This is a genomic window from Burkholderia sp. Bmkn7 (assembly GCF_041103175.1).
GTDB lineage: Bacteria > Pseudomonadota > Gammaproteobacteria > Burkholderiales > Burkholderiaceae > Burkholderia > Burkholderia cepacia.
The window spans coordinates 467,581-487,338 of the sequence record NZ_JBGCUH010000001.1; the positions used below are offsets into that span (position 1 = coordinate 467,581).

Genomic DNA, 19,758 nt, shown 5'->3' on the forward strand with positions numbered 1-19,758 from the left:
CCGCCGCAGCGTTCCGGCACCGGGCACTCTGGTTAACTCATTCAGACGGGCAGGCAAATTGTCATCCAGCAATCTGATCCGCATTCGCGGAGCACGTCAGCACAACCTCAAGAACCTCGATCTCGACCTGCGCACCGGCGAGATGACGGTCGTCACCGGCCCGTCGGGCTCCGGCAAGTCGAGTCTCGTGTTCGACACGCTGTACGCGGAAGGCCAGCGGCGCTACGTCGAGACGTTCAGCGCGTACGCGCGGCAGTTCCTCGACCGGATGGACCGCCCGCAGGTCGAGCGGGTCGACGGCGTGCCGCCCGCGATCGCGATCGACCAGACCAACCCGGTGCGCAGTTCGCGCTCGACCGTCGGCACGATGACCGAGCTGAACGATCACCTGAAGCTGCTGTACGCGCGCGCGGCCGAGCTGTTCGACCGCAAGACCGCGCGGCAGGTGCGGCACGACACGCCGGAGACGATCTACGCGGAGCTCGTCGCGCGCACGCAGGCGGACGATCCGCGCGTCGTCGTCACGTTCCCGGTCGAGCTGCCCGAAACGGCGTCCGATGAAGAAGTCGCGCAGTGGCTGTCCGCGAGCGGTTACACGCGCGTGCAGGCGCAACGCGAGGTCGCGTCGCCCACCGGGCCGCGCAAGGTGCTCGACGTGGTGGCCGACCGCTTCCGTGTGCAGCAGGCCGACAAGGTGCGCGTGGTCGAGGCGATCGAGGCGTCGCTGAAGCGCGGCGGCGGGCGCGTGAACGTGTACGTGCTGGCGCCGGAAGCGGAAAACGCGATCGCCGAGCCGCAGGTGTGGCGCTTCTCCACCGGGCTTCACGATCCCGACAGCGACCTGCGCTACGCGGAGCCGCAGGCGGCGCTGTTCTCGTTCAATTCGGCGTACGGCGCGTGCGAAACCTGCCGCGGCTTCGGCCGCGTGATCGGCGTCGATCTCGGCCTCGTGATCCCCGACGCGCGCAAGACGCTGCGCGGCGGCGCGATCAAGCCGATGCAGACGCCCGCGTGGAAGGAGTGCCAGGACGACCTGATGCGCTACGCGGCGAAAGCCGGCATCCCGCGCGACACGCCGTGGGCCGAGCTGTCCGACGCCGAGCGCGACTGGGTCGTCAACGGTTCGCCCGACTGGAACGGCAAGTGGCAGAGCCAGTGGTACGGCGTGAAGCGCTTCTTCGGCTATCTCGAGTCGAAAGCGTACAAGATGCATATCCGCGTGCTGCTGTCGAAATACCGCAGCTACACGCCGTGCGACGTATGCGGCGGCGCGCGCCTGAAGACGGAATCGCTGCAGTGGCGGCTCGGCTCGAAAGAGAACGCCGACGGCGTGCTCGCGCCGGCCGGCCGTTTCATGCCGCGCGGCGTCGACTGGAGCCGCGCGCAGCTCGAGGCGCTGCCGGGCCTGACCGTGCACGACCTGATGCTGTTGCCGATCGAGCGCATCCGCCGCTTCTTCGACGACATCAGCCTGCCGAGCGCGCTGCTCGACGATGCATTGAAGCTGCTGCTCGCCGAGGTGCGCACACGCCTGAAATACCTGTGCGACGTTGGGCTCGGCTACCTGACGCTCGACCGGCAGAGCCGCACGCTGTCGGGCGGCGAGGTGCAGCGGATCAACCTGACGACGGCGCTCGGCACGTCGCTCACGAAAACCCTGTTCGTGCTCGACGAACCGAGCATCGGGCTGCATCCGCGCGATCTCACGCGGATCGTCGAGGCGATGCAGCGGCTGCGCGACGCGGGCAATACGCTGGTGGTGGTCGAACACGATCCGTCGGTGATGCTCGCGGCCGATCGCCTGATCGACATGGGGCCCGGCCCGGGCGAGCGCGGCGGCACGATCGTCTATGACGGCACGCCGGCCGACATCCGTTCGGCGCACACGCTGACGGGCGAGTATCTCGGCGGCCGCAAGCATGTCGCGCATGCGTCGAACTGGGCGCGCCGGGTGGTCGACGCGAATACGCCGCGCATCGTGCTCGAAGGCGCGAGCGAACACAACCTGCGCGACGTGACGGTCGAGATTCCGCTGCAGCGGCTCGTCTGCGTGACGGGCGTGTCGGGGTCCGGCAAGTCCACGCTGCTGCAGGACGTGCTCTATCCGGCGATGGCGCGGCACCACGGCAAGGCGACCGAGTCGCCGGGCGCGTACCGCAGCCTCACGGGTGCCGACCAGGTGGGCGACGTCGTGTTCGTCGACCAGTCGCCGATCGGCAAGACCACCCGTTCGAACCCGGCGAGCTACGTCGGCGCGTTCGACGAGATCCGCAAGCTGTTCGCGAAGGCGCCGCTCGCGCTGCAACGCGGCTACGGCGCCGGCACGTTCAGCTTCAACTCGGGCGACGGCCGTTGCCCGACCTGCGGCGGCTCGGGCTTCGAGCACATCGAGATGCAGTTCCTGAGCGACGTCTACCTGCGCTGCCCGGACTGCGACGGCAGCCGCTACCGCGCGGAGATTCTCGAAGTGCGCATCGAGCGCGACGGCCGCGCGCTGAGCATCGCCGACGTGCTCGATCTCACCGTCAGCGAAGCGGCCGCGTTTTTCGCGACCGACGCCGAGGTGCTGCGCGTGCTGCAGCCGATCGTCGACGTTGGCCTCGAATATGTGAAGCTCGGCCAGCCGGTGCCGACGCTGTCGGGCGGCGAAGCGCAGCGCCTGAAGCTGGCCGGCTTCCTCGCCGAATCGGCGGCGGCCGTGAACGGCCGCCGGGTCGTCACGGAAGAGGCGCGCATCGCGCGGGCGAAGCTGTTCATGTTCGACGAGCCGACCACCGGGTTGCACTTCGACGACATCGCGAAGCTGATGCAGGCGTTCGGCAAGCTGCTCGCGGCCGGCCATTCGCTGATCGTGATCGAGCACAACCTCGACGTGATCCGCGCGGCCGACTGGCTGATCGATCTCGGCCCGGAAGGCGGCGACGGCGGGGGCCTCGTGCTGTGCGCGGGCACGCCCGACGACATGAAAGCCTGCGCCGAATCGCATACCGGCGTGGCGCTGCTGCAGTACGAACGCGCGATGGACGCAGACATGGCGCTCGCCGACGAAGGCAAGCCGCTGCAGGCCGTGCTGAACGCGGCGCGCGAGCGGCGTGCGATCGAAGGCGAGGACGTCGTGCGCATCGTCAACGCGCGCGAGCACAACCTGAAGGCGCTCGACGTCGACATTCCGCACGGCAAGTTCAACGTGATCACCGGCGTGTCGGGTTCCGGCAAGTCGACGCTCGCGTTCGACATCCTGTTCCACGAAGGCCAGCGCCGTTACCTCGAATCGCTGAACGCGTATGCGCGCTCGATCGTGCAGCCGGCCGGCCGCCCCGAGGTCGACGCGGTGTACGGCATCCCGCCGACCGTCGCGATCGAGCAGCGGCTGTCGCGCGGCGGGCGCAAGAGCACGGTCGCGACCACGTCCGAGGTGTGGCACTTCCTGCGGCTGCTGTACGTGAAGCTCGGCCTGCAGCATTGCATCCACGACGGCACGCCGGTCACGTCGCAATCCGTCGAATCGATCGCCGCGCAGTTGCTGCGCGATCATCGCGGCGAACACGTCGGGCTGCTCGCGCCGCTCGTCGTGAACCGCAAGGGCGTATATACGGATCTCGCGAAGTGGGCGAAGGCGCGCGGCAGCACGCATCTGCGCGTCGACGGCGAGTTCGTGCCGGTCGATCCGTGGCCGAAGCTCGACCGCTTCCGCGAGCATACGATCGAGCTGCCGGTCGCCGATATCGTCGTGTCCCCCGACAACGAAGCCGAACTGCGACGCGTGCTCGACGAGACGCTCGAACTCGGCAAGGGCGTGATGCATCTGCTCGCGCCGCTCGACGGGCTGCACGACGCGATGCAGAACGATCATTCGACCGCGCGGGTCGGCACGGTCAAGGTGCTGTCGGTCAAGCGCGCGTGCCCGGTGTGCGGCACGAGCTACCCGGAGCTGGACCCGCGGATGTTCTCGTACAACAGCAAGCACGGCTGGTGCACGACCTGCGTCGGCACCGGCGTCACGCTCACGCGCGAACAGCGCGCCGCGTATGACGACACGGTGCTCGCCGGGGACGATCGCGGCCGCGAGCAGACGCTGCCGTCGGACGAACAGGAACCGGAAGGCGTCGGCAACGAGCCGTGCCCGGATTGCAACGGCACGCGGCTGAACCCGACCGCGCGGGCGGTGACGTTCGACGCGCATCCGATCGTCGAGGTCGCGCAATGGACGGTGTCGGACACGCGCCGCTGGATCGACGGGCTGGAGCTGACGGGGCGCGACGCGCAGATCGCGCGCGACATCGTCAGCGAGATCGGCAGCCGCCTCGCGTTTCTCGAGGAAGTCGGGCTCGGCTACCTGAGCCTCGATCGCGCGGCGCCGAGCCTGTCGGGCGGCGAAGCGCAGCGCATCCGGCTCGCGGCGCAGCTCGGCAGCAACCTGCAGGGTGTCTGCTACGTGCTCGACGAACCGACGATCGGCCTGCATCCGCGCGACAACCAGATCCTGCTGGATGCGCTGCGCAAGCTCGGCGACAAGGGCAATACGCTCGTCGTCGTCGAACATGACGAGGACACGATCCGCCGCGCCGATCACATCATCGACGTCGGCCCGGGCGCGGGCAAGCGCGGCGGCACGCTGGTCGCCGAGGGCGCGGTCGCCGATCTGGCCGCGCAGCCGGATTCCGTGACGGGCCGCCTGCTCGCGCAGCCGATGACGCACCCGCTGCAGCCACGCCGCAGCGTGAGCCTGCCGGGCAGGAAGGGCGGCGCGGCCGTGCCGGAAGCCTGGCTGACCGTGCACGGCGCGCGGCTGCACAACCTGCGCGACGTCACGGTCGGCATTCCGCTCGCGCGGCTCGTCGCGGTCACGGGCGTGAGCGGCTCGGGCAAGTCGACGCTCGCGCGCGACGTGCTGATGACGAACCTGCTCGACGCGGTCGGCCGCTCGGTGCTGTCGTCGCCGGCCACGCGCCGCGCGCGCAAGGCCGCGCAGCAGGACGCGCCGGCCGCCAACCGCCGTTCGAGCGTGCTCGCGCGCAGTGCGCCGCGGCCTTCGCTGAACGTCACGCATGCATGGCAGGGCTGCGAATCGCTGAGCGGCTGGGAGCAGATCGACCGCGTGCTCGAAGTGGACCAGACGCCGATCGGCAAGACGCCGCGCTCGTGTCCTGCCACCTATATCGGCGTGTGGGACACGATCCGCAAGCTGTTCGCCGATACGCTGGAAGCGCGTGCGCGCGGCTACACGGCGTCGCGTTTCTCGTTCAACACCGGCGACGGGCGTTGCCCCGCATGCGAAGGGCAAGGCGTGCGCACGATCGGGATGAGCTTCCTGCCCGACGTGAAGGTGCCGTGCGACGTGTGCCACGGGCAGCGCTTCAACCCGGAGACGCTCGCCGTCACGTGGCGCGGCCGGAACATTGGCGACGTGCTGACGATGGAGATCGACGAAGCGGTGGAGTTTTTTGCGCCGATCTCGAACATCGCGCATCCGTTGCAGCTGATGAAGGATGTCGGCCTCGGCTACCTGACGCTCGGCCAGCCGTCGCCGACGTTGTCGGGCGGCGAGGCGCAGCGCATCAAGCTCGTCACCGAGCTGACGAAGGTGCGCGACGACATCACACGGCGCGGCCAGAAGGCGCCGCACACGCTGTACGTGCTCGACGAGCCCACGGTCGGCCTGCACATGGCGGACGTCGCGAAGCTGATACGCGTGCTGCACCGGCTCGTCGATGCGGGGCACAGCGTCGTCGTGATCGAGCACGATCTCGACGTGATCGCGGAAGCCGACTGGATCATCGATCTCGGGCCGGAAGGCGGCGTGGGCGGCGGCACGATCGTCGCGGCGGCGCCGCCGGAAGCGCTCGTGCAGGTGCGCGCGAGCCATACGGGGCAGGCGCTCAAGCCGGTGCTCGCGCGAACGGGCACGGGCGAAGGGGAAGCCGAGCGCGAGGGAGAAACGCGGGTCGGGTGAGCGCGACACTTCGTGTTGACGGCACCGGTGCCAGGGGGATTGCCTCCTGGCTAACGAGCTCGGTTGCGTTCTTTCAAGCCGTGGGGTAATGGCTCCGGTGTGGTGCCGTTACCCCGTTTCCGGTACGCGAAGCCTCGCGCTATCGGAGCTTCGTTTTCTGGTGTCGACCGGCGCCATTCCTGCATGCGGCGCCGTCAGGTCTGTCGATCGCTCGCTCGATTGCGTGCCCGTCACTAAAAACATATCCCCCACGCGTTTCTGCGCTGTCGCATCCATTCCGTGATCGGGTCCGGCTGCGCGTCGAACCGTTGCGCCAGAGCGGCCAGCGTCCGCTTGCCTTGGGCGTTGCAAGTGCAGCACTTTTGCATCGAACCCCGTCGGGTGTGACTGTCGGGTTCTCTTCTTCATCATCCAGGTTTCCGGGCCGCATTATCGCGGGCCCATGAATCGCATGTTCCCCTTGTGCGACTGCCCGGGTTTGTACGGCCACGCCTGAATCAATCTCGATTTTCATTATGTGTGCACGCGCTATCTGTTTTGATACGCGCGTCATATCCATAGAAGAAATGACTGCAACGGGTCAGTCGCACGTTCTCCATAATCGACATCCGAGATTGCCTGCCTGTTCGACGCTTTTTCATGAAAGTTTGAATCCGGTCAGCCCGGCCATTCGCGAGGTTGAGTTCGATGTCTCGTTTCCTTTTTTCGATCCCTGATAAAAAACCGATCGCCAAAGAGGTGAACCCGCGCGTTCCGGTCGATGGTGCCGTGCCGGTCGTGCGTCATGCCTGTCGACAGGCGGATCGGGCAGATCCCGGGCCGACCGCGCGCGGCGCGTGTACCACCAGACAGACCCAATGACGAAGGATACGAAAGTGAGCAACGTCCGCATTGATCACATTGCCTTCCTGACACCGGGCAATTACGCCGGTGAAGACGCGGCGGCGGGATTCGAGCAGACGCTCGAACTGTTCAGCGCGGGCGAGGCGCTCGGTTACGACAGCGCGTGGGTGCGGCAACGTCATCTCGAGCGCGCCGTGTCGTCGGCCGCCACGTTTCTCGCGGCGGCGAGCCAGCGCACGACCCGGATCGGATTGGGCGCCGCGGTCATCCAGATGGGATACGAGAATCCGTTGCGGCTGGCCGAGGATCTCGCCACCGTCGACGTGCTCTCGCGCGGGCGGCTCAATGTCGGGCTCAGCGCGGGCGCGCCGAATCACGGCGCGCTGCTGGGCGAGCGGCTGTTCGACACCGATCCGGATCTCGTCGACTTCTCGCATGCGCGTGTGGCACGCCTGCGCCGCAATCTCGCCGGCGACTGGCTCGGCGACGACGACACGTTCGTCGAATCGGCTGCGGGGCGGGTCAGGCCGCGCGTGAGCCCGTTTGCGCCGGGCCTGACGGGGCGACTCTGGTATGGGGGCGGTTCCAGGCGCTCGATCGAATGGGCCGCCAGGAACGGGTTCAACCTGCTGATCGGCAATATAACCACGGGCGAGGGCACCGATAGCCATATCGACGCCCAGTTGCGGCAACTGGATCTGTATCGCGACCATTGGCATGACGCTCACGCACCGCGGATCGCGCTGGGGCGTGTGATCGTCCCGACCGACGGCGCGAGCGCGAAGGAGCGCGAACGCTATCGCGCATTTGCCGACGCGCGCCATGCCCGCACGCTGGCGCCGCAGGGCGAGCGGCGCACGCTGTTCGCGCCGGATCTCGTCGGCAGCTCGGACGAGATCGTGGAGCGGCTGCTGGCCGACCCGGTGGTCGGACAGGTGCGGGAACTGCGCCTCGAATTGCCTTACGACCTGCCGTTCGAGAACTACCGGCAGATCCTCGACGATTTCATCACGCGTATCGCCCCGGCACTCGGGTGGCAGCCGGTTGACCGGCCCGAGCCCGCCGCGGCCTGATGCGATCGACATGACATTCCATCGAATGGCGCACGTGATCGAAGTCGGCGACGGACCGGATGCCGCCGGGCACGCCGCGCCTTCGATCTCGTTGCAACTGGACCGAACATGACCACCGCTTCTCCATCCCGGCTCGCGGCAATCGGCCGCCCGCGCCGCTTCGGCAACAGGCAGACGCATCCGGTTCGCCGCTTCGGCGGCATCGCGATCGCCATTGCGCTGCATCTCGTCCTGATCTGGGCGCTCGTGAACGGTCTCGCGACGCGGGTCGTCCAGATCGTCCAGCAACCGATCGAGGCACGCATCATCGCACCGGTGAAGCCGCCGCCTCCACCGCCGCCACCGAAGCCGGTCGAAAAGGTCGTGTCGAAGCCGAGAGTGACGGCGCCGCCGCCGCCGTTCGTGCCGCCGCCGGAGGTGCACGTGCAGGCCCCGCCGCCCGCCACCATCACGCATCAGGACGTGCCGGCGCCGAGCGCACCGGTGCACGAGGCGCCGCCCGCGCCGGCGCCCGTGCCGGTTGCCAAGCCGGTGAATCGCGAGATCGGTGTGGTCTGCCCGAATTCGGACGAAGTGCGTGCATCGATCGTCTATCCGCCGGAGGCGCAGGACAACAACATCACGGGTGAAGTGACCGTCGAATTCACCGTCGATCCGGACGGCCGCGTCACGAACCTGCGGGTCGCGCAGCCGGCCGACCCGGTGCTCAATCGTGCGGCGCTCAACGCGGTCAAGCGCTTCAACTGTATCGCCCAGGGGCAATCCGTGCGTGTGCGGGTACCGTTTTCCTTCAACCTGAACTGACGCAGGCCACGGCAAGCCGTTCGACCGGGCCGGTTTTTCGAATCGACACATGATGCATACGGAGTCCTTATGAACAAGCGTTTTCGCGCCGCAGTCGCGGCAAGTCTGATGATATCGGCCGGCATCGGCGGCACGCTGATCGCCCCGCAAGCCGTGCTTGCTCAGCAAGCGGCGGCATCCGCGAGCCAGGCAACCTCCGGCGTGGCACGGACCTCGGTGGCACCGGCTGCCTCAAGTGCGGAGGATCATGGGGTGCCGCCGCCCGAACCCGCGACGTCGGCCACCGTCGAGAATCCTTACGGCCTGGGCGCGCTGTGGGCGAACGGAGACTTCGTCGCGCGTTTCGTACTGGGGCTGCTCGTGGTCATGTCGCTCGGCAGCTGGTACGTCATGGTCACCAAGTTCATCGAGCAGGCACGCGCGAACGGCCGCGCGAAGTCGGCCGACGAGCAGGTCTGGAATGCGCCGACGCTGGCCGAGGGTGCCGCCCAGCTCGACGATGCGTCGCCGTTTCGCTTCATCGCCGAGAATGCGATCGAGGCGGGCGAGCACCACGACACCGCGCTGCTCGATTCGGTCGACCGCAACACCTGGATCGAGCTGAACATCGAGCGTTCGATCACCAGCGTGTCGAACCGACTGCAGGATGGCCTGGCGTTTCTCGGCACGGTGGGCTCCACCGCGCCGTTCGTCGGGCTGTTCGGCACCGTGTGGGGCATCTATCACGCGCTGACGGCCATCGGCATCGCGGGCCAGGCGTCGATCGACAAGGTTGCCGGCCCGGTGGGCGAGGCGCTGATCATGACCGCGATCGGCCTGGCGGTCGCCGTGCCGGCCGTGCTCGGCTACAACTTCCTCGTGCGCCGCAACAAGTCCGTGATGGAACGCGTGCGCGATTTCGGCGCGCAACTGCACACGGTGTTGCTCGCGGGCGGCAGGCGCGCGGCGGGCCGCATCGCGACGCCGGCGGCACAGTCGCCGCAGGCGCTGGCGGTTCAGTCGTAAGCGGGGCGCGTCATGGCAATCAGTGTCGGCGGTGACGACAACGACGAGGTGATCTCGGCGATCAATACGACGCCGCTCGTGGACGTGATGCTGGTGTTGCTGATCATCTTCCTGATCACGATCCCGGTGGTGACGCACACGATCCAGGTGCAGTTGCCGGCGGAGCGGGTACAGCCGCTGCAGACGCAGCCGAAAAGCATCGAGATCGCAGTGAACCGGCAGGGCGACCTTTTCTGGGGCACCGAGCATGTGAACCTTCCGACGCTGGTGTCGCGGCTGAAGGAGATTTCGACGCAGGCGCCGCAGCCGGACGTGCACGTGCGCGGCGATCAGGCCACGCCGTATCGGTACATCGGCCGGGTCGTCGCGGCATGCGAGCGGGCCGGGGTCGTCAAGGTCGCCTTCATCACGCAGCCGCCCGCGCGCGGGGGCTAGGGAGTTCGAACGATGGGTATGAACGCAGGCTCCGGAGGGAGCAAGGACGAGCCGGACGTGATGGTGGACATCAACACCACGCCGTTGATCGACGTGATGCTGGTGTTGCTGATCATGTTGATCATCACGATCCCGATCCAGATGCACTCGGTGAAGATGAACCTGCCGGTGGGGACGCCGCCGCCACCGCCGCATCCGCCCCAGGTGGTGCAGATCGACATCGGTGCGGACGGGGCAGTCAACTGGAACGGCGCGGCAGTGAGCGGCGGGGCCGCGCTGGACGCGAAGTTCCGCGCGGTGGCGGCCGAGGCCGACCAGGACGAGATCCGGCTGCGCCCGGACAAGTCCGCACCGTACAAGGCGGTGGCCGAAGTGCTGGCCTCGGCCCAGCGCGAAGGCGCGACGAAGATCGGCCTGATCGGCAACGAGCAGTACATGGAGTGAGCGGCTCGAAAGAACGACGGCGCGGATCGAGTCGTATCCCGCCGGGTCGCACGCGATCGCGCGATCCGCTCGGGTGCCGCTGCCCGCGCAATCGCCGCACTGTCACGTAACTTCGCGCAACCGCGCGTGAATCGCCTTCGCCGGCCGGGTGACGCAAACGTGTTGCCCAGGCCCGGCGCTCCCGCACGAGCAGATCACCTGCCAAGCTGCAAACGGATACGCCGGACGACCGGCCATCCATTCGCATCGAGAAACCGACGCGTTCCTCCTGAGCCGGTCACCCCCATCAGCGGAGACGGCTCGAAGCGGAGCCGGGCCGCCGGGCTGCGATCGTTCCGCCATCGCAATGATGTCGACATCGTCACGATACTTTCCGGCCCATCGGTTCGAACATGCAATGCGCAGCTTGTCGATCGAAATCGATATTTCACAAACGTGCGCATATTCTCTTTAATTATTCAAATCGGGCATCGTCAATATCTGCCGATTTAACCGGCGCCATTTCCATTCGCCACGCAATCGCAACATTTTCTGCGTGATTGCGTAATCGTGCGCAAGGCCGCTAATTGTCGGATGAATTGATAAATGAAAATGCGTATTTGTTATTTAACAAACGATTACACCAGGAGGATGATTCGTCACGCACTGATATCAAAACAAACGAGAAGCGTGACGCGAGAATGAAACGATACTTCGCGGCTCGCTGAAATGAGGGCCTTGAAGTGGTTGATCAGAGAAACGACATTGCGCGCGTGAGGATCCCCCGTTGCCGCTCGCTGGCGTTGGCCGCCTGCTGGATTACCGCCGGCAGCGCCGCGTGGGCACAAGGCACGAAGCCGGAACCGGCGCCTGCCGGCGATACCCGGGACGTCGTCGTCACCGTTCAGGACGTCGTCGTCACGACCGGCACGCGTGAAAGCGCGCGCAAAGTGCGCGATGCCGCCGCCCCGGTGGAAGTGATCAGCGGCGACGCATTGCGGCGCACCGGGCAGGGCAACCTGCGCGACGCACTCGTCCAGCTCTCGCCGTCGATCGCGCGCCAGGCGATGCGCGGCGATGCGGGCAACCTGACCAGCGCGCTGACGCTGCACGGGCTGAGCCCCGATTACGTGCTGGTGCTCGTGAACGGCAAGCGCCGCCATTCGACCGCGAATGTGTCGCTGAACCGCGGGCCGCAGCAAGGATCGACCGGTGTCGACGTCGACCTGATCCCGGTCACGGCGATCGATCATGTCGAGATTCTCCGTGACGGCGCATCCGCGCAATACGGCTCGGATGCGATTGCCGGCGTGATCAACGTCATCCTCAAGTCGAATTACCAGGGTGGCGAGGTGTCGAACACGACCGGCCAGACCTATCAGGGCGACGGCCTCGCGCAAAACAATGCGGCCACCATCGGGCTGAGGCTCGGCGATGCCGGTTATGTCGACCTGAGCGCCGAATACAACCGGCAGAATCATACGGTGCGAACCGGCACCGATCCGCGAACCGGCCGGAACGACAACCTGATTCTCGGGTCGCCTTCCAGCACGCGGGAATCGGTCGCCTTCAACGCGGGTTACCTGCTCGAAGGCGGCGCGAAGCTGTACGGCTTCGGCACGTATGCGCACCGGAGCGGCGGCAGCTACCAGAATTACCGGTTGCCGTCGGTCCTGCCCGCGCTCTATCCGAACGGCTTCACGCCGCAGGAAACGATCAACGAAAACGACTTTTCGCTGACCGCGGGCGTGAAAGGCGACCGGCTGCTCGGCTGGGCATGGGACATCAGTTCGACCTACGGCCGTGACAACATCGGCATCGGCATGGTCAATTCGGCGAACACGAGCCTGTTCGCCGCGACCGGATCGACGCCGACCGGCTTCCGCCTGTCGACCTTCACGAACACGCAGTGGACCAACAACCTGGACCTGTCGCGTGCATTCCACCTGCCGCTGCTGCCCGCGCCGCTCAACGTGTCGGTCGGCGCCGAGCATCGCCACGAAAGCTACACGGTCGGCGCGGGCGATCCCGCGTCGACCTACGGTGCGGGCAGCCAGGCGTTGCCGGGCCTGTCGCCGCTCAGTGCGCTGTCGAAATCGCGCGAGGTGCTCGGCACCTACATCGATCTCGCCACCCGGCTCGCGCCGAACTGGCAGGTGGATCTCGCGGGGCGCTTCGAGCATTACAACGACGTCGGCAGCACGACCAACGGCAAGGTCTCGACGCGCTACGACATCACGCCGCGCATCGCGGTCCGCGGAAGCGTCGGCACCGGCTTTCGCGCGCCGTCGCTCGCGCAGCAGTACTTCACGAACCTGAACATCTCGCCGCTTTCCGCCTACGGGCAACTGGCCCCGAACTCGCAGGCCGCACGCAACCTCGGCGCGACGCCGCTCAAGCCCGAGAAGTCGACCAACTTCGATATCGGGCTCGTGCTCAACCCGCTGCCGAACCTGAACGTGACGATCGACGCGTACCAGATCAACATCCGCGACCGGATCGTGCAGGGCGGCACCTATAGCGGACAGGCCGCGATCGATGCGCTGACGCAGGCCGGCATCACGTTGCCGGCGGGCTTGCCGTCGGTGACGGCGAACTATTTCACGAACGGCGTGAATACGCGCACGCGCGGCCTCGACATCCTGGCCACGTATCACAGCAACTTCGCGAGGTGGGGGAGCGTCGACTGGGATCTCGGCATCAACTTCAACACGACGAGCGTGACGAGCGTGGGCCGCGACACCAACGGCAACACGCTGTTGAACGCGCAGCAGGTCGGCTACATCACGTCGTCGACGCCGAAGAACAAGATCATCGTCGGCGGCACCTGGCACCGTGACAAATGGGCGCTCAGCCTGCATGAAACGCGTTACGGCACGACCTCCGGCGAAGAGAGCTACTGGAGCGGCCCGAACGCATTTTCGACGACACGCTTCGCGCATTTCACGAACGCGGCGCGATACGTCACCGATGTCGAGCTGCGCTACGCGATGACACGCAAGTTCGAAATCGCGGTGGGCGCGAACAACCTGTTCAACGTGTACCCGAGCAAGCTGCCGTCCGAGAACCAGTTCCTGGGCACGCAGTACGACATCGTGTCGTCGCCGATCGGCATCAACGGCGGCTTCTATTACCTGCGCGCCCGCTACCTGCTCTGATGCGCGCGGCTCCCTTACTTCCTTCACTCCTTCATTCCATCACGCCATGAACCGACCGGCAGAGGTTGACCATGCAGTGATCGACGTCGACGAAACGTCGCTGTGCGCCGATCACATTCTCGATTTGTGCAGAGGCAATGCGCTCGCGATACGCATTCGTGCGTTCACGCCGCCGGCGGTCGTCCGGCGAGCGGAGGAGCAGTTGTTCGCCCATCCCGACCGGGGCGCGCTGGGTCACGCAGCCGAATTTACGCGGCTCGGCATCGCGTACGCGGAGGTGCGATCCGAAGAGGTGCGGCAGGCGTATCACCGGCATGCGCGCGCCAACATCGAGCGCGTTCGGACGCTGTTCGGCGAGCTGGCGTCGCCGGTCGACCGGTTCCGCACGCTGCTCGACGATGCGTGGCCCGAAGGGGCACGGCTGCTGAGCGTGGACGGGAGCAAGTGCTTCGTCGGCGTGTGCCGCTACCTGACGCCCGGCGTGGATCTCGAGCCGCACATCGACAACCTGGAATGGACGCTGCCAGCAGGCACCGGATGGGCGCTGCAGTATCAGCTGTCGGCCAACATCTATCTGCAGGTGCCGCCGCAAGGCGGCGAGCTGGAACTCTGGCGCGTCGCACCCGATGCGCGCGAATACGAAGCGCTCAAGGGCGATCGCCACTACGGGATCGGCCGCGAGCAGGTGGGCCCGCCCGACCTGGGGATCAAGCCGGAGGTGGGCGACCTGATCTTCCTGAATCCGCGTTTCATCCACGCGGTTCGCCCTGTCCGGGGCACCGACCGGGTCACGTTGAGTGCCTTCGTCGGCATCAAATCCGTTACCGAACCCTTAGTTTACTGGAGCTGACCATGTACAAGGTTTCATTGCAGGCACAAGGAAAATTTCAGGCACACGAGTACGTCGGCAAGACGGCACTGCTGCTGATCAGCGTCGGCAAGGAATATCACGAAGGCGAAAAGCTGGCGGCGACCGTCGACAAGATCAACGTGGCGGGGTTCGGGCAATGCGTGATCGGCGTGGCCGATACGCTGCAGCGCCACAACTATGCGACCGGCTCCGCGCGCAGCAACTATCAGAAAAGCCGCGACCGCGGCGACGCGTGGCTGCGGGACCACGAGGGAACCCTCGCGAAACTGTCGATGCGGCGCGAGATCCTGCGATGGGATGACCTGCTGCGCCGCGACGACTATTCGCAGTACTACCATCTGATCACGAACGAGTACTACTCGAATCCCGAATACCGTTACGCGATCAACGACACCATCGGCGTGTTCGCGGAGCGGAACGGGCTCGTGCAGGGCACCCGCGAACACGAGGACGCGTTCTATCGCTCGCTCTTCTACATTCTCGAGGAATGCCCGATCATCATGCCGATGTGGGCGCGGGACGGCATCGATTTCATCATCTACCCGAAGCAGATGACCGCCGCGATGAGCAAGACCCGCGAGATTTTCGTGCAGAACGGGAGCGATGCCCGCGCCAACTGGCTGGCGGTCAAGTTCAAGAAAAAGTCGCAGTCGCACGCAGACGAGGAAACCGAGGCACTGGCGCATGACTAATTCATCGAGCAAGGTTCGGAAATACGTCGGGCTGACCGGCATCTGCATCGCGAGCTTCCTGGGATGTATCGATCTCACGGTCGTCAACACGATTCTTCCGGCGATCGGCCGCGACTTTTCGATCCCGATCCAGACGACGCAGTGGATCACGTCCATCTTCATGGTCGCGCTGTCCGCGTTCATGGTGCCGGTTGCGACGCTGGCCGACAACCTGGGCCGCAAGAAGCTGCTGATCGTCGGCCTCGTGATCTTCGGCGCGGCTTCGTTGCTGGCCGGTATCGCGCATCAGTTCTGGCTGCTGGTCGGGTTCCGCTTCCTGCAGGGCATCGGCTGCGCGATCCTGTATACGGTGTCGGGCGCGATCGTCAGCTATACGTTCGACGAGAACGAACAGGGCAAGGCGCTGGGGATCCTGTTCGGCGCCAACGGCGTCGGGCTGGCGCTCGGCCCGATCATCGGCGGCCTGTTCGCCGGCGCGCTCGACTGGCACGACGCGTTCCTGATCAACATTCCGTTCATCGCGATCAGCCTGGCGCTCTGCGCCTGGGCGATACCGGAGTTCAAGGCGCAGGCGCGCAAGCGCATCGACGTGACGGGGTGCCTGCTGCTGGTCGTCGGCCTGACCACGCTCGTCAGCTATCTGTCCGTCGACGGCGGCGGGCTCAATCTCTGGTTGTTGCCGGTGTCGCTCGTCGCGCTGGCGCTGTTCGTCTGGCATGAGTTGCGCACGCGCGACCCGATCGTCGAGTTTCATTTCTTCCGCGAACCGAGGTTCCTGTCCGCGCTGCTCGCGACGTTCTTTCTCGCGTTCTTCTACTGCATCGTGCTGCTCACCCTGCCGATCTTCTTTTCGACCCAGCTTCACAAGAGCGACATCACCATCGGGCTGTATCTGCTGCCGGCGACCATCACGTTCTCCATCGCGTCGTCCTGGATCGGCGGCCGCAGCGAACGGCTCGGCCCGTCGCGGGTGATCGTGACCGGCCTGTCGCTGTTCGTCGTCGCGTCGGTTCTGCTGTCGATCGTCGCGGGGCAGCCTGACGCAGCCTGGTTCGTCGTGCCGCTGCTGCTGTTCGGCATCGGCTGGGGCGCGATACTCGGGCCCTCGACGCTGGTGGCGCTGGGTGCGCTGCCGCGTGAAAAGGCGGCCGTGGCTATGGGTACGTCGTGGACCGTGCACAACGTGGGCGGCGCGAGCGGCATTGCGTTCGCCATCTTCCTGATGCGGCAGGTAGACGATTTCAGGCATGGCTACCAGACGCTGATGCTGGTGCTCGCGGCCATCATCCTCGCCGCCGGCGCGCTGTACCACGTGCTGTCGCGCGAGTCGGTGGCGGTGGCCATCGACTGACCGGCCGCCGGAGTCGCATCGCTCGCGGATCGTCGCGCGAACGGGTTCCCGTCAATAGCAGGCGGATGTCCGGGCGGTTGCCGGGCATCCGTCGTCGTGCCCGACAGGCGCGAGGCCTGGCTCGCGCGGGGCGCGCTCGCGCATGCGTGCTTTCCGGGCAGTGTCGACCTGACGCCGCGGGCGATTCCGATGCGGCGTCCATGCGACCCGGTCAGACGTGAAATCGGGCACGGCGCCCGAAACGTGGCAGGCACCTCGTCGAGCCGGAACGATCTGCATTTCGAAAATGAATTCGGATATCTAAATAGATACCGTATTAAAGAATACGCGCGGCCAGGCCGGCGATTGTGGGCGGGAAAAAAGATGAAGCAAAGCGTGATGAGGGGGATTGCCGCAGCGTGGTTCTGCGCGTCCACGGCGGTACCGGGAGCGTCCGCATGGGCGCAGTCGCAGCCGGCACCCGGCGCGCCGGCGTCGGCAGTGGCCGTGCCCGCGGCGCCGGCGTTGCCGGCATCGGGCGCGCACGACGCGCTGACGGTCAAGCGTTTCGAAGTGACGGGGTCGTTGATCCGCAGCGCGGACAAGGTCGGCTTCAACCAGGTCCAGACGATCACGGCGAAGGACATCGTGAACAGCGGCCATACGACGGTCGCGGACTATCTGCGCAGCGTGACGGCCAATTCATCGAGCAGCTGGGGGGACGGCTCGACCGCGACGGCCAACTTCGCGGTCGGCGGATCGGGGATCGCGTTGCGCGGGCTGAGCGAAAAATACACGCTGGTGCTCATCGATGGCCAGCGCGCCGCCCCGTATGCGTACGCGGCCAACGGCACCGATCAGTTCTTCGACCTGAACACGCTGCCGCTCAACATCATCGACCGGATCGAGATCGTCAAGACGGGCGCGGTATCGCAGTACGGCTCCGATGCCGTCGCCGGTGTCGTGAACATCATCACGAAGAAAAACTATCGGGGCCTGGAGCTGACCGGCAGCTACGGCGGCGCGACGAACGGCGGCGGCGGCGCGGGCACGACCCGGTTCGGCTTGCTGGGCGGCTTCGGCGACATCAATGCGGAGCGCTTCAACGTGACGGCGGCGCTCAGCTACTACAAGAACAACGGCGTGCTCGCTTCCGACCGGAACATGACGGAGAACCAGAATTTCTCGAACTATCCCGGCGGCTTGTCCAACCAGTCGACGTCGTACTGGGCGAGGGCGAACGGCAACGTGCCGCTCGACCCCTGTGCGTATGGCGGCAAGGTCGCACCCGGCAACGCGAATTCCCAATCGTTCGGCGCAGGCGGCACGATCTGCCAGCGCAACACGGCAGGCGCGTCGTCGCTTTCGCCGTGGACCGAGCGCCTGAGCGCGAAGCTGCACGGCGAGTTCAGGATCGACGACGCGATGCAGGCGTTCGCCGATCTTTGGGAGAGCAACAACACGACGGTCGCGAACCGGGGCGTCGGCCGCCTGACGACCAGTACGCAGACCTACGATCCGGCGACGGGCAGCGTAGCGCTGGTATCGAACGTCGTGCCGGCTGGTAATCCCTACAATCCGTTCGGCGTGCCGACGCAGTTGCGCTATGCGTTTCCGGCGTCACAGTCGGTGCATGTCAGTTCGAACTACTGGCGCGCCGCGACGGGCGTGAAGGGAACGTTCGCGGTGCCGTCCGCGGGCGACTGGGACTGGAGCGCGTCGTATGCGCATTCGCAGGACACGGTCTCGCAGAACTATTCGAACCAGATGAGCGCCAGCGCGCTGACGAACATCATCCGGAACGGCACGTTCGATTTCTCCAACCCGTCCGCGACGCCGAACGGACTGAACGGCCTTTACCAGAGCACGTCGAACCAGGCGATCACGAAGCTCGACGTGCTGGATGCGACGCTGTCGAGCCCGAACCTTTTCAGGCTGCCGACGGGCAACGTGGGCCTCGGGCTCGGCGCGCAGTTCATGCACCAGAGCCAGTACATCGGCACGGGAGCGGGCTGGGCGAGCGGCCAGCTGACGTCGCCGTCGATCCAGTCCGTCGACGGCGAGCGCAACGTCGCGGCCGTCTACTATCAGCTCGACATTCCGCTGCTGAAGACGCTGACGTTCAGCCAGTCGGGCCGCTACGATCACTACAGCGATTTCGGCGGCGCGTTTTCGCCGCGGTTCGCGCTGCGTTTTCAGCCGGTGCGGGAGCTCACGTTGTACGGTTCGTACAATCGCGGCTTCCGTGCGCCGACGCTGATCGAGAACACGTCGTCGCGGACGTTCGGCTCGCAAGGCGTGGTCGATGCGCGAGATCCGAACAATCCGGGTTCGTACAACATCGTCGAGGAAATTCGTGCGGGCAATCGCGGCCTGCAGCCCGAGCGCACGAAGAACTATAACGTCGGCTTCCAGTTTTCGCCGACGCGTACCACCGATATCGGTTTCGACTGGTACAAGATTCACATCGACAACGTGATCGGCACGGATGACGTGCAGGTCGTGGTCAATCAGAACGATCCTTCACAGGTGGTTCGCAATGCCAACGGAAGCATCGCCTATGTCACGCTGCCGTATCGCAATCTGTCGTCGCTGGACACCGACGGCTTCGAGGCCACGTTCCGCCAGACGGTCGCGACGAAAATCGGCACCTTCACGTTGTCCGGCGATTGGGCGTACATGTGGCACTTCAAGATGCCGGTTGGCGGCGTGGAAAGGGATTACGCGGGCAACAACGGCGCACTTCACCAGCCGTTCGGCGGCAGTTCGCCGCGCTGGAAAGGGAATACCGACCTGAGCTGGAACCATCACCAGTGGAACGCGACCCTGAGCTGGCTCTATGTCGGCCCTTACGCGCAGGCCATTCTCGCGCCGGGCACGTACCCCGGCATGGCGGATGGCGTTGCGTCGTACAGCCAGTTCAACCTGATGATCGGCTATACGGGATTCAAGCACTGGACGCTGTACGCGGGGATCGACAACCTCTTCAATCGCAAGCCGCCGTTCGATCCGGTATGGATGGCGGGGCCGACCGGCTACGATTCGTCGCTTTATACGTACGTCGGGCGATTTGCGCAGGTGGGGGCGACGTACCGGTTCTGAGGGGCGTTGCGTTTGCCTTTGAACGGCAGCGCGCCGACGGTCACGCGCCGCGCGGCGGCTTGCCGCCGG

At 66.0% G+C, this 19,758-nt stretch carries 11 protein-coding genes; all 11 read left to right on the plus strand.

Annotation, left to right across the window (positions count from 1 at the left end; genetic code table 11):
- Positions 1-58: 58 nt before the first annotated feature.
- The 11 genes from uvrA (at position 59) to AB3K92_RS02080 (ending at position 19,689) form a co-directional block, all read left to right on the plus strand.
- Complete coding sequence (gene uvrA / locus AB3K92_RS02030; protein ID WP_369464376.1) at positions 59-5,953, plus strand: excinuclease ABC subunit UvrA; 5,895 nt, start codon at positions 59-61, stop codon at positions 5,951-5,953.
- An 875-nt stretch (positions 5,954-6,828) separates the two neighbouring features.
- The gene (locus AB3K92_RS02035) at positions 6,829-7,869 is read left to right on the plus strand and encodes an LLM class flavin-dependent oxidoreductase (RefSeq protein ID WP_369464377.1); all 1,041 of its coding nucleotides are present in this window, start codon (positions 6,829-6,831) and stop codon (positions 7,867-7,869) included.
- A gap of 108 nt (positions 7,870-7,977) precedes the next feature.
- Positions 7,978-8,673, plus strand: coding sequence for an energy transducer TonB (locus AB3K92_RS02040; RefSeq protein ID WP_369464378.1), 696 nt, complete (start codon positions 7,978-7,980; stop codon positions 8,671-8,673).
- A 69-nt stretch (positions 8,674-8,742) separates the two neighbouring features.
- Positions 8,743-9,678, plus strand: coding sequence for a MotA/TolQ/ExbB proton channel family protein (locus tag AB3K92_RS02045; RefSeq protein ID WP_369464379.1), 936 nt, complete (start codon positions 8,743-8,745; stop codon positions 9,676-9,678).
- Positions 9,679-9,690: 12 nt separating this feature from the next.
- A complete protein-coding gene (locus AB3K92_RS02050; protein WP_027792786.1) occupies positions 9,691-10,113 on the plus strand; it encodes a biopolymer transporter ExbD in 423 nt (140 codons plus the stop codon).
- A 12-nt stretch (positions 10,114-10,125) separates the two neighbouring features.
- Entirely contained in the window at positions 10,126-10,557 is a 432-nt protein-coding gene (locus tag AB3K92_RS02055; protein WP_059587411.1) for a biopolymer transporter ExbD, read from the plus strand.
- A gap of 752 nt (positions 10,558-11,309) precedes the next feature.
- The gene (locus tag AB3K92_RS02060) at positions 11,310-13,694 is read left to right on the plus strand and encodes a TonB-dependent receptor (protein ID WP_318828850.1); all 2,385 of its coding nucleotides are present in this window, start codon (positions 11,310-11,312) and stop codon (positions 13,692-13,694) included.
- A 76-nt stretch (positions 13,695-13,770) separates the two neighbouring features.
- Positions 13,771-14,544, plus strand: coding sequence for a 2OG-Fe(II) oxygenase (locus AB3K92_RS02065; protein ID WP_369464380.1), 774 nt, complete (start codon positions 13,771-13,773; stop codon positions 14,542-14,544).
- A gap of 2 nt (positions 14,545-14,546) precedes the next feature.
- A complete protein-coding gene (locus AB3K92_RS02070) occupies positions 14,547-15,257 on the plus strand; it encodes a hypothetical protein (protein ID WP_048027334.1) in 711 nt (236 codons plus the stop codon).
- The gene (locus AB3K92_RS02075) at positions 15,250-16,608 is read left to right on the plus strand and encodes an MFS transporter (protein ID WP_369464381.1); all 1,359 of its coding nucleotides are present in this window, start codon (positions 15,250-15,252) and stop codon (positions 16,606-16,608) included. The genes AB3K92_RS02070 and AB3K92_RS02075 overlap by 8 nt, the downstream gene beginning before the upstream one ends.
- A gap of 363 nt (positions 16,609-16,971) precedes the next feature.
- Complete coding sequence (locus tag AB3K92_RS02080) at positions 16,972-19,689, plus strand: TonB-dependent receptor (RefSeq protein WP_369464382.1); 2,718 nt, start codon at positions 16,972-16,974, stop codon at positions 19,687-19,689.
- Positions 19,690-19,758 lie beyond the last annotated feature (69 nt).

Coding starts and splice junctions, on each gene's coding strand:
- AB3K92_RS02040 (WP_369464378.1), top strand. CDS start 7,978: ATGACCACCGCTTCTCCATCCCGGCTCGCGGCAATCGGCCGCCCGCGC.
- AB3K92_RS02045 (WP_369464379.1), top strand. CDS start 8,743: ATGAACAAGCGTTTTCGCGCCGCAGTCGCGGCAAGTCTGATGATATCG.
- AB3K92_RS02050 (WP_027792786.1), top strand. CDS start 9,691: ATGGCAATCAGTGTCGGCGGTGACGACAACGACGAGGTGATCTCGGCG.
- AB3K92_RS02055 (WP_059587411.1), top strand. CDS start 10,126: ATGGGTATGAACGCAGGCTCCGGAGGGAGCAAGGACGAGCCGGACGTG.
- AB3K92_RS02070 (WP_048027334.1), top strand. CDS start 14,547: ATGTACAAGGTTTCATTGCAGGCACAAGGAAAATTTCAGGCACACGAG.
- AB3K92_RS02075 (WP_369464381.1), top strand. CDS start 15,250: ATGACTAATTCATCGAGCAAGGTTCGGAAATACGTCGGGCTGACCGGC.
- AB3K92_RS02080 (WP_369464382.1), top strand. CDS start 16,972: ATGAAGCAAAGCGTGATGAGGGGGATTGCCGCAGCGTGGTTCTGCGCG.